The 10,364-nt window shown below is 38.9% G+C and carries 12 protein-coding genes; 6 read left to right on the top strand and 6 right to left on the bottom strand.

The annotated features are described in order from the left end of the window. The 4 genes from D5R40_RS26630 to D5R40_RS41505 form a co-directional block, all read right to left on the bottom strand. Nucleotides 1-294, bottom strand: a 294-nt coding sequence (locus D5R40_RS26630; protein WP_192901317.1) for a transposase, incomplete at its 3' end; no start/stop codon positions are given. Next, nucleotides 252-470: a hypothetical protein gene (locus D5R40_RS36120; RefSeq protein WP_124145776.1), complete on the bottom strand. Its 219-nt coding sequence runs from the start codon at nucleotides 468-470 to the stop codon at nucleotides 252-254. The genes D5R40_RS36120 and D5R40_RS26630, both read right to left, overlap by 43 nt. An 18-nt stretch (nucleotides 471-488) precedes the next feature. After that, a complete protein-coding gene (locus tag D5R40_RS26620) occupies nucleotides 489-809 on the bottom strand; it encodes a helix-turn-helix domain-containing protein (RefSeq protein ID WP_124155462.1) in 321 nt (106 codons plus the stop codon). Nucleotides 810-812: 3 nt separating this feature from the next. After that, entirely contained in the window at nucleotides 813-947 is a 135-nt protein-coding gene (locus D5R40_RS41505; RefSeq protein WP_282433668.1) for a hypothetical protein, read from the bottom strand. 143 nt (nucleotides 948-1,090) lie between these two features. Between D5R40_RS41505 and D5R40_RS26615 the strand changes: the two genes are divergently transcribed. Then, nucleotides 1,091-1,627: a GAF domain-containing protein gene (locus D5R40_RS26615; RefSeq protein WP_205127431.1), complete on the top strand. Its 537-nt coding sequence runs from the start codon at nucleotides 1,091-1,093 to the stop codon at nucleotides 1,625-1,627. Between the two features lie 305 nt (nucleotides 1,628-1,932). On the opposite strand, the gene D5R40_RS26610 is transcribed toward D5R40_RS26615, so the two are convergent. After that, nucleotides 1,933-2,931, bottom strand: coding sequence for a glycosyltransferase family 2 protein (locus tag D5R40_RS26610; protein WP_124145774.1), 999 nt, complete (start codon nucleotides 2,929-2,931; stop codon nucleotides 1,933-1,935). Nucleotides 2,932-3,559: 628 nt separating this feature from the next. Beyond that, nucleotides 3,560-4,777, bottom strand: a complete 1,218-nt coding sequence (alr, locus tag D5R40_RS26605) for an alanine racemase (protein WP_124145773.1) — start codon at nucleotides 4,775-4,777, stop codon at nucleotides 3,560-3,562. A gap of 559 nt (nucleotides 4,778-5,336) precedes the next feature. Here alr and D5R40_RS26600 point away from each other — a divergent pair. The 5 genes from D5R40_RS26600 (at nucleotide 5,337) to D5R40_RS26585 (ending at nucleotide 10,287) form a co-directional block, all read left to right on the top strand. Beyond that, a complete protein-coding gene (locus D5R40_RS26600) occupies nucleotides 5,337-5,834 on the top strand; it encodes an HNH endonuclease (protein ID WP_124145772.1) in 498 nt (165 codons plus the stop codon). Nucleotides 5,835-6,168: 334 nt separating this feature from the next. After that, on the top strand, nucleotides 6,169-6,669 hold the full coding sequence (gene sixA / locus D5R40_RS26595; protein ID WP_124145771.1) for a phosphohistidine phosphatase SixA: 501 nt from the start codon (nucleotides 6,169-6,171) through the stop codon (nucleotides 6,667-6,669). A gap of 457 nt (nucleotides 6,670-7,126) precedes the next feature. Next, nucleotides 7,127-8,269: a citrate synthase gene (locus D5R40_RS26590; RefSeq protein WP_124145770.1), complete on the top strand. Its 1,143-nt coding sequence runs from the start codon at nucleotides 7,127-7,129 to the stop codon at nucleotides 8,267-8,269. 480 nt (nucleotides 8,270-8,749) lie between these two features. Continuing rightward, a complete protein-coding gene (locus D5R40_RS38135) occupies nucleotides 8,750-9,244 on the top strand; it encodes a voltage-gated chloride channel family protein (protein ID WP_205127701.1) in 495 nt (164 codons plus the stop codon). Then, nucleotides 9,232-10,287, top strand: a complete 1,056-nt coding sequence (locus D5R40_RS26585; protein WP_205127700.1) for a chloride channel protein — start codon at nucleotides 9,232-9,234, stop codon at nucleotides 10,285-10,287. Before D5R40_RS38135 ends, D5R40_RS26585 begins: the two co-directional genes overlap by 13 nt. Nucleotides 10,288-10,364: the final 77 nt, after the last annotated feature.

Raw genomic sequence — 10,364 nt, 5'->3', positions numbered from 1 at the left:
GGGAGAGCTATTGGCCACAACTTCATTAGTTAAAGGCCACAAACGTTCTGCTGGTTGTAGTTCTGGTGACTTGGCAGGTAAATAGATTAAATCCAAACCCTCTGGTATCTTCAAGCTGTCACTGGTATGCCAACCGGCTTGATCGATGACCAGCAGAACTCTTTTATTCTTTCCCAGACCATATTCAGTGGCAAAATCATCTAAAACTTGATTAAATATTTTTGTGTTGACATGGGGTAGAATCCACTCTTTTAGTCTCTCCTGCCAATCGGGTGTACAAACCCATACAACCACATCCACTTATATTTTTGTCTCAGGTCGCCAATTGGCTGCTCTCCTTGTGAAACCCAAACTCGACGCAATACCGGATGAAGCCCAAGACGATGCTCGTCCATTCCCCAAACTTCAATTTCAGCCTCTGGGTATGGAGCTTGAAGAAATTTAACTTTTAAATCCAGTTTTTTTTCCAATTTTCTTGTTCGAGTGGGTCAGACTCCCCATGTTGAGGTGGAGGAACACGTAACCGATCGGGTCATTTGTTTGAGATCTTCCCATCCTCGATGCCGACTTACCTGTTTTCCGGTCAGTTCACTTAACCAATCGGCTACTTTACGACCGTTCCACAATCCACCATCTGGTGATTTTTCACAGAGAACTTGCCACAGTTGGGCTTGCTGTAAATCTGTTAATATTGCCTCCTGCCCTTGGTTGTGACGGCGCCCGTCTCCCAAACTTTTTGTGCCCCATTTGTTGTAGCGTTTGACTAACTGATAAATCCAAGTTCTACTGTAACCAGTGACATGGGCCACTTATCATGGTGTTTTTCCTGTCACCAATAACCAAATTATTTGGTAATGGGTACCTTCGGTGACATTTGTCGCCTGGCGATCATGAACCAGTAACTCTTGAGCACTCAGGTAGTTGGCGATCGCAATCCTTTCGGCCATCAACTTTGAATACCTCTACTGTAATGATTTTGGCTTTATTATAAGTTATCATCCGAACATGATATTATATTTTCTTGGTTTTACCCCCTTGTTATTTGATTTTAATCTTTTTTTTACAGATATCCTCTCAGTTACTCTCAGAAATGCTACAGAAAAAAGTAGAATCTCAAGAAACAACTACTACTACCTTTTCTACTTCCAGCAGTAAAGCAGAACTTTTAGATTTAACAACTGTGATTAAAGCATCTCAATCAATTTCTGGTGAAATTAAGTTGGAAAATCTTCTGCACAATTTAATGAAAATTACTATCGAAAATGCAGGGGCGCAAAAAGGCTGTTTAATTCTCAAGCATAAAGGTCGTTGGGTGATGGAAGCTCAAGGAAAAATAGATAGCGACGAAGTAACAATATCACAATCTATTCCGATAGAATTTGTAGACCCAGAAACATCTATTCCCATTTTACCGATCACTATTATTAACTATGTAATTCGCACTCAAGAAAATATTGTTCTTAATGATGCACTCCAGGAAGGACAATTTATTGATGACCCTTATATCATCGCCACACAAAGTAAATCTATTCTCTGTACTCCCTTAATTAATCAAGGTAAATTAAGAGGAATTATTTATTTAGAAAATAATTTAACCACAGGTGCATTTACCTCAAAACGAGTCTAACTTTTAAATATACTGTCTGCTCAAGCTGCTATCTCTATTAACAATTCAAGACTTTAGACCAAAGACTTTTTCAGCAAACCCTAATTATATCAAATCCGGTAGTATTGGTGTAATTAGATAATAAGAGTGTGGGGAGATGGGGATATGGGGAGATGGGGAGATAGGGAGATATAAAAAGATTTAGCAATAACTGAAGATGGAACATTTTTTTATACCGAATTAAGCGGATTTGATATTATAACTGTTCTACCGAACATGATATTAGCGGCAGCTCTGCGTTAGCAAATGGCATTCGCCCTCAGGAGTCAAGAAACTTCACTATGACTAATCACCCAACTCATTAAATCTTGCCACTCAGAAGTTTTAGCTAATCGATCAGCATCTAAATCATCCCCTACATTCTCAGAAAATCCTGTAAAGCTATCAATCCAATTAATCACTGTTCCCACAGGTAAAAAAGAAGAATATTCCCAAGACTTTTGTAAATATTCCACCATCTCAGAATAGAAACCCGTATAGTACAAATACCAAGAACTCCACACCAAAGTATTGTAACGCACCTGTTTTTCTAATAACTGAATTTCCAAAGGTAAAGACTCCGAGGCAAAAAACTTATCCAAAACCCCATTAATAGACCGTGCCTGAGATCTCCCATCCCGCATCGTATTTTGGTCGTGCTGACGATAACAAACAGTAGACTCTCGCAACCAGTCGGCCTCACAACCCTGCAAAGCCAAACGCAATACTAAATCGACATCCTCCGCTTGACCTAATCCCGCCTCAAAACTTCCCACCTGTTGCAACCAATCTCGTCGAAACATCAAAGTACCCATTGTGCCTATTGGTTTCCATCGTAACCATGCCTCTAAATCCAATTTAGGAACATAATCCCAGGGAGTCTCATCTTTAATAGTTTCACCATCCTGATTCACTCTGCGCCACCCACTGTGAACAATTCCCAAATTCGGTTGCGCGTCAAATACCCCTACCTGGGCAGTCAGTTTATCCGGTAGAAAAAAATCATCTGCATCCAGAAAAGCAATTAACTCTCCCCGCGCCAGATCTATACCATGATTCCTAGCTGTTGAAACCCCTTGATTTTTTTGATATATATAACGGATAGCCTTAAAATAAGGTTCCAAGACTAAAGAGGTATTGTCTGTGGAGCCATCATCAATGACAATGATTTCATAGGATTGATAAGTTTGGGATAAAATACTTTCGATGGCCTGGCGAATATAGCGATCGCCATTGTAAACGGGTATAATTACGCTTACCCGTGGAGTTTTAGTAGTAGTTGACATCTTAATAGACTTAGGTAGTAGGTGGTAGGTGGTAGGTGTTAGCTCGTAGGTGGAAATTCAAGAGGGAACACTGGATATTGTAGATACCTTCCATGGAAAGTTTCTATCAAAAATGGAGCTTTGAGGACTCCCGGTATAATCTCCAATTTACCGGGAGATGAATCGCGACCAAACAAACAATAAGCACTCTATTGAGATAGAATTATGATACAATGGGAACATGATAACACTGAGGTGTCACTGCGGCCTTTGCAGATCGTAGAGCAAATTGACGCTCGTTGGCCTACTGTCGGGGACTGACAACAGTCTAGATAAGTGCCACTCAAGCAGTAAACCTCGCCGATGCGAGGTTTGGGAATCTCCCGTTAAATCAAAGATTATAACGGGAGAGGATGTCAAATTCTTTGAGAATTACAGCAAGTTCAAAAAATCGGTAGTCCTGCTCGCGTAATGGTAGATGGGGATGAAAAACCTCTAGTACTGGCATCCTGCCCGCGAGTACGGGAGCAAGATGCTCCCACTACCATTCTCCTTAACCAAAATAATTACAATAGACCACTATTACAATGCACTACCACCAAAAAATCAAGCTCCTGACTCCTGACTCCTGACTCCTGACTCCTGAGTGCTATTTCTCAACTGCTACACGAGGTAGTCGATGCTTAAAACTACAAAGAATTTCCCAGGAAATAGTCCCTAAAGTATTTGCCCAGTCTTCAGCAGAAATTTGATACTTACCTTGCTCTCCCAATAAAGTGACTACTTCACCTGTTTCTAGATCAGGAATATCACTCACATCCAGCATTAATTGATCCATAGTAATAGCTCCAACTTGAGGAATCAATTTATCGCGCACAATAACTTTCATTTTATTAGAAAGATTACGAGGTACACCGTCAGCATAACCAATACCTACCACTGCTAAACGCATCCGCTTTTTGGCAATAAATTGGTAACCATAACTAACACCAGTACCTGCTTCAATAGTTTTGACCTGTGTCACCCTAGCTTTAACCTGCATTACAGGTTTTAAATTAACTTTCTGATGCAAATGAGGTGCTGGATAAAAACCATAAAGAGCTAAACCCACTCGTACCATATCGTAATGTAAAGCAGAGTCAGTTAAAGTAGCTGCTGAGTTAGCAAAATGAAGCTGCACATCCCTAGAAAAACCTTCTCTATCAATACAACACGAATCTATTGCTTCCTCAAACCTTTGATGCTGTTTTCTCATCACTGTTTGGTCAGGACTATCTGCAGTGGCTAAGTGAGAATAAATACTAGCAATTTTTAAATTTGGTAATCTCTGGACAAATTGTACAAATTTTACTGCTTCTTGCCAAGGCATTCCCAAGCGAGACATTCCTGTATCCAACATCAGATGCACTGGCATTGCTTTAGTGTAATGGGAAAGAGTCTCTGAAAAAACTAAAGCTTGCTGAGGGGTACAAATAGTTGGTTGAAGTTGCCAGTGAGCGATCGCTTGAATTTGTTCTGGTCGGTCTGTTGCTCCTAAAATTAAAATTGGTGCTTCAATTCCAGCTAACCTTAACTCTATTCCCTCTGGCACTGTTGCGACTGCCAACCAATCTGCACCTGCCTCTAAAATAGTTTGAGATACTTGACACGCTCCATGGCCATAAGCATCTGCTTTAACTACTCCCATCAATTTAGTTTTTGCTGATAGAATACTCTTAAGCTGTCGTACATTATAGGCCAATGCCTGGTCGTTAATTTCTACCCAAGCTCTTTGACAAATCCCTCCATAAGCATCACTTTCTATCGAGTCCTGATTTAAGCTTTCTGTTACTAGAGTTTTAAAAGAAGCATTTTCCCAACTCAACATTTTGATTCACTCCTCAATTAATTAACTTTCCTATTAAAACTATTTGCTACCATAATTAGTGATTATCAGGTTATATAGCTACAGCTCGGGAAGATTATTTTATAGGGAACAGTTAATATTAACAAGTAGTTTAAACAATCCAAAATACAAAATACAAAATTATCAAATCATACCCAGAATCAGCAACGCCAAAAATTTTTTATACCTTAAATTTGTCTGTCAGAAAATTGTTTAATACCAATTAAAAAAAAGAATGTTACGAATAATCAGGGCTGTAAGGGTGTTCGCGGCAGCTTTGCGTTAGCAAGTTGCCATCCCCCCCTACTTTATAGGAGATTTCTCTTGGACTAAAAAGATAAATTCTGACCTAAAAACTGGTATTAAAGCCATTAATTCTGACTCATTCCTCCTGACTCGGCCTTCCTGACTCGGTCCTCCTAAGAAATATCCTAGCTATTTGTAGCAAACATTGATCAAATTGGTATAACTCTAAACTTTTGTCCCAACAAAGATCGATTGTGTTAACCTATGAGAAAATATTATCTTTTCAGAAATATCAATGGCCAATGTTTTAGTGTTGAACGCTTCTTATGAACCGCTCAATATCACGAGTTGGCGACGAGCGATCGTCTTGTTGCTCAAAGGTAAAGCGGAGCAGATTGAACATAATGGGGTATATATCCTGCCAGATATTCCCTTGCCTACAGTTATTCGACTGCGATACTACGTCCGAGTTCCTTATAAGGATATTCCTTTGACACGCCGAAACATTATGCACCGAGATGGTCATTCCTGTCAATACTGTAATTATACAGGCGATGATTTAACCTTAGATCATGTCATCCCGCGATCGCGTGGTGGTGGCGATACCTGGGAAAATCTTGTGACTGCTTGTGTTCGCTGCAATGTCCGCAAAGGTAATCGTACCCCAAAAGAGGCGAATATGACTTTGCATTATCTTCCTCGAAAACCCTATAGTGGCCTTTACTTTGAATTGACTAAACACGTTAAAAGTGGTAGGAATAAAGAATGGAAAAAATATGTGATTGGTTTATGAAGCCCCTGTCCATCTGAAGGCAGGGGTTTTTTGTATCGAAAATAGCAATATCAGGCAAAAGACAGAAAAAAAACAGAAGACAGAAGGCAGAAGGAAAAATCTAACTTTGTTTGAGTTTTCAGCTTCTTTAGACTACTACAGTTAGTATTTTTATTAAAAAGGAGGGTGGATCAGTTTTGATTAATGCAGCGTATGCTCAAACCAGGCCCTGTCTAGATTCTCCCCATCTCCTCACCCTTGCCACTCTCCCCGTATACTTTTGCATAGCAGTTGCACTAAAAGCTCATTCTCTCTAAAAAAAATTTGATAATATAGTCTAAATGCTGAACAGCTTATGAGTATAAATGTTTATTTCATCCGTCACGGTATAGCTGCAGATGCAGAAAATTACCCCACAGATTCAGAACGTCCTTTGACGGAAATAGGCGATCGCAAAACTAACAAAGTTGCTCAACAACTCAAACAATTAGGTCTTCATTTCAACCTAATTCTCACCAGTCCTTTAGTTAGAGCGCATCAAACTGCTAAAATTCTTCAAGAAAATAAATTAAGCTCTAAAGTAGAAGAATTTTTACCACTAGCTCCTGATGGTGAAATTAATATCTGGCTAAAATGGCTAAAAACATGGCAACTTCAAGAACATAGAGAATTAGCCCTCGTAGGCCATCAACCAGACTTAGCAAATTGGGCAGAAATTTTAATCTGGGGAGAAGCTAGACAAGTTTTGATACTAAAAAAAGCAGGAGTTATAGGTATTTCCTTACCTGAAGTTGCTTCACCAGTAGGTAATAGTCAAATGTTTTGGTTGACACCACCAAAATTTCTACTGAATTAGATCAAATTAAAAAAATCAAATTAAACAGAATTAGGTGTTAAGTCGTAGGTTTTAGGTGTTATCCCAATTTTCTGTGAGGTAGCCAGTTATGAAATTTATTGACTTATTTATCTCAATCTCAATTGAGAGTCAACTGTAATTAATATTAATATATTATTCTATGCAACTTCATATTAATTTGGTAGCAAGCAAAATTAATTGTATATTTGATGGTCAGCTTAAATAAGTAAGAAAAATTATTTTTGGATTTACCCTTCAAGCACAAAAGTATATTTTATTCTCTATTCCCTACTGACATAAGAATCTGAGAAACAACAATCCCCAACTATAATCTCTGATTTAACAGTAAGAGTATAAATAGCCAGAATTGTTAATAAATTGTTGTCAAAACCACGACACAACTAAGCTAGTTGATAATGTAAGTTGAGAATATTCTAACTAAGTAAAGGGTATAGTAATGTCTGTCGTCTGTATCGAATTTAAACCAGGTTTAGAAGGTGTTCCCGCTACCCAATCAAGTATCAGTCACGTCGATGGACAGCTAGGAGTACTGGAATACCGAGGCATTAATATTCAGGAACTGGCAAAAAAGAGTTCTTTTCTGGAAACAGCATATTTATTAATTTGGGGCTATCTTCCTAGCAAAGAAGAATTAGAAAGCTTTGAGCATGACATTCGCTATCACAGAAGAATTAAGTATAGAATTCGGGACATGATGAAATGTTTTCCAGAAACTGGACATCCAATGGACGCTCTACAGACTTCAGCAGCAGCTTTAGGTTTATTTTATTCTCGCCGTGCCCTTGATAACCCAGAATATATTAGGTCTGCAGTCATCAGGTTACTGGCAAAAATTCCAACTATGGTAGCTGCTTTCCAGTTAATGCGTAAAGGTAACGATGCTGTACAGCCAAAAGATGACCTGGACTATGCAGCCAACTTCTTATATATGCTGAATGAACGGGAACCCGATCCATTAGCAGCACAGGTATTTGATGTTTGTCTGACCCTCCATGCTGAACATACTATTAATGCTTCTACATTCTCAGCTATGGTAACTTCTTCTACTTTGACAGATCCTTATGCAGTTATAGCTTCGGCAGTGGGAACTTTAGCTGGTCCACTACATGGGGGTGCTAATGAAGACGTTATTACTATGTTGTCCGAAATTGGTTCGGTAGAAAATGTTAGGCCATATCTAGAAAAATGTTTGGAGACTAAGGCCAAAATTATGGGTTTTGGTCACAGAGTCTATAAAGTGAAAGACCCGCGAGCTATTATTCTTCAGGAACTGGCAGAAAAGTTATTTGAGAAGTTTGGCTACGACAAATATTATGAGATTGCTTTAGAGCTGGAAAAGGCTGTAGAGGAAAGATTAGGCCACAAAGGGATTTACCCAAATGTGGATTTTTATTCTGGTTTGGTTTATCGAAAATTAGGCATATCTAGCGATCTATTTACACCAGTATTTGCTATAGCTCGTGTAGCTGGTTGGTTGGCTCACTGGAAAGAACAGTTAACAGAAAATCGGATTTTTCGTCCTACACAAATTTATACAGGAGAGCATAATATTTCTTATACTCCTATTCAAGAACGTTAAGTAGGGTTTGCGTATGGAAAGTCTTTTTGCTCTTTGTAGGAGACAGGAGACAGGAGACAGGAGAATTTAGAGGAAGTAGGAGTAAGAATTGTCCCAAGATTGTTCTGCCCAACTATGCGCCTAAAATACTAACTTTTTGAGCTTTTTAGACGTGATACCAGGTACTTTTTAAAGGCCTCAAAAAGGCACTTGTCTTTATATGTCAATGCTTTTAGATTTAATCAGCAAGCCCTAAGTATTTGATAATTCATAGTGGATAATTCAGAAATTATTTTTTCAACTGTCGCTGACATGAAATGCTACGGGACATGAAAAGTGTAACTCCTCTGGAAGAAACAGTATGACAGAAGGAAAAACGCATAGGTGTGTAGCATAAATTGTTCATCCTGCACAGTATCTCAAAAGCAGCTTCGGGAAGATGTCAAAGGTGTGTCTAAAAGTCGTTATTAGCAGGAAATAATTAATGATTTTTTTTGACCTATGAATATTTTTGCTTTTGCCTTTGTAATTAGCTTTCTCTTACTAACAGTTGGATTTTTCACCCAGAAGATTTTGATTAAGAGGGAGATTAAATGGTCTTTTCCCAATATGAATAATCAAAATGTCAAAGACGACGAACTAGAATTAAGCAGTCCAACTCAAGAGTTGTTGTACTCCAAAATTATGCTTTATACCAGTGCTGTTGGAATTATGGGAGGATTAGTTGCTACAGCTTACTACTTTGTTTTAGAACACTTTTTGGAGTTTGTTTGGGAAACAGGGAAGCACTACTTCACAGGAATTTTCCCGGATTGGTTCCCAGCATGGAACTATACCTGGATTGTATCAACAATTGGAGGGTTTGGGGTTGGCTTGTGTCTTTATTTCTTTGGTCAACCAGGAGAAATGGCAAAGGTGATTGATAAAATTCACGATCCTGGCCGTTTGGAACCGAGTCAAACACCTTTGCCAATTCTCAAGAAATGGCAAAGGTGATTGATAAAATTCACGATCCTGGCCGTTTGGAACCGAGTCAAACACCAGGGATGATTGCCACTTCTTTAGTATCAATTACTGCTGGTGGAAGTTTGGGACCTGAAGCACCTCTGGTACAAATTAATGGTAGTTTAGGAAGTTGGATTGCAGATAAACTGAATTTGAGTCTTAAGGAAACACGAGTTCTGACCTTTTGTGGTATGGGTGCAGCATTAGCAGCATTCTTTGGCGATCCGGTTGGTGGCCCGTTATTTGCCCTGGAGATTCCTCATCGTCGCGGAATTCAGTATTATGAAGCAATTATTCCGGCGGTTGTTGCAGGAATTTTTAGTTTTGGTGTGTTTCGGTTTGGCACTGGGTTAGAAATTGGAGGTATCTATCGCTTTGACTACTTTGATAGTATTCCTGCTTTGAGTTGGCTCAATCTTCTGGAAGCTGGAGTTCTAGGAATAGTTGGTGGTTTAGCTGGAATTTTGTTTATTGGAATTTTTCGACTCACAGAGTTGGCCATCCAACCTATTGAAAATAGGCATATTTGGCGAGCAATTTTTGGAGGATTGGGGATTGGTTGGTTGGCAGTTTTATATCCTCAAACTCTCTTCTTTAGCGAGCAGCAAATTGAAACTCAATTAATTGAGCCAGCTACTACACTTACAGTTGTAACGTTACTCGGAATTTGTCTGGCTAAAATGATGGCCATTAGTTTTACCATTCATGGTGGATTTCGAGGGGGTTTTATCTTTCCCCTATTTTTTACGGGAGCAAGCTTAGGGTTAGCTATCAGTTTTTTAATTCCAGGAGTACATCCAACTATTGCAATGTTATGTTGCATGGCTGCTATTAATGTATCAATTACTAAAACTCCGATTAGCACCTCGATTATTTTGAGTGTTTTATCTGATACATCGATAATTCCGATTATAGCGGTCGCTAGTTTTACCAGTTTTATATTGACTAGCAGTATTGGTTTGTTAAGAACTCAACGCCCTAGAAAACAAGTCGAAAATCCACAGTGCCTTATTAAAACAGCACTACATGAATAGGGAGTTTCATTAATTGATAATTATTGAAGAAGGAGACAGGAGACAGGAGACAGGAGACAGGAGGAAAATTACATGGG

Origin of the sequence: Okeania hirsuta, assembly GCF_003838195.1 — a bacterium.
GTDB classification, from domain to species: domain Bacteria; phylum Cyanobacteriota; class Cyanobacteriia; order Cyanobacteriales; family Microcoleaceae; genus Okeania; species Okeania hirsuta.
Note: the sequence above shows the minus strand (reverse complement) of the source record. Positions and strands in the feature narration are given on the sequence as shown.

Excerpts from the sequence above, each read along its gene's own strand:
- D5R40_RS26615 (WP_205127431.1), top strand. The coding sequence starts at position 1,091 with ATGCTACAGAAAAAAGTAGAATCTCAAGAAACAACTACTACTACCTTT.
- alr (WP_124145773.1), bottom strand. The coding sequence starts at position 4,777 with ATGTTGAGTTGGGAAAATGCTTCTTTTAAAACTCTAGTAACAGAAAGC.
- D5R40_RS26590 (WP_124145770.1), top strand. The coding sequence starts at position 7,127 with ATGTCTGTCGTCTGTATCGAATTTAAACCAGGTTTAGAAGGTGTTCCC.
- D5R40_RS38135 (WP_205127701.1), top strand. The coding sequence starts at position 8,750 with ATGAATATTTTTGCTTTTGCCTTTGTAATTAGCTTTCTCTTACTAACA.
- D5R40_RS26610 (WP_124145774.1), bottom strand. The coding sequence starts at position 2,931 with ATGTCAACTACTACTAAAACTCCACGGGTAAGCGTAATTATACCCGTT.
- D5R40_RS26600 (WP_124145772.1), top strand. The coding sequence starts at position 5,337 with ATGGCCAATGTTTTAGTGTTGAACGCTTCTTATGAACCGCTCAATATC.
- sixA (WP_124145771.1), top strand. The coding sequence starts at position 6,169 with ATGAGTATAAATGTTTATTTCATCCGTCACGGTATAGCTGCAGATGCA.
- D5R40_RS41505 (WP_282433668.1), bottom strand. The coding sequence starts at position 947 with ATGGCCGAAAGGATTGCGATCGCCAACTACCTGAGTGCTCAAGAGTTA.
- D5R40_RS26585 (WP_205127700.1), top strand. The coding sequence starts at position 9,232 with ATGGCAAAGGTGATTGATAAAATTCACGATCCTGGCCGTTTGGAACCG.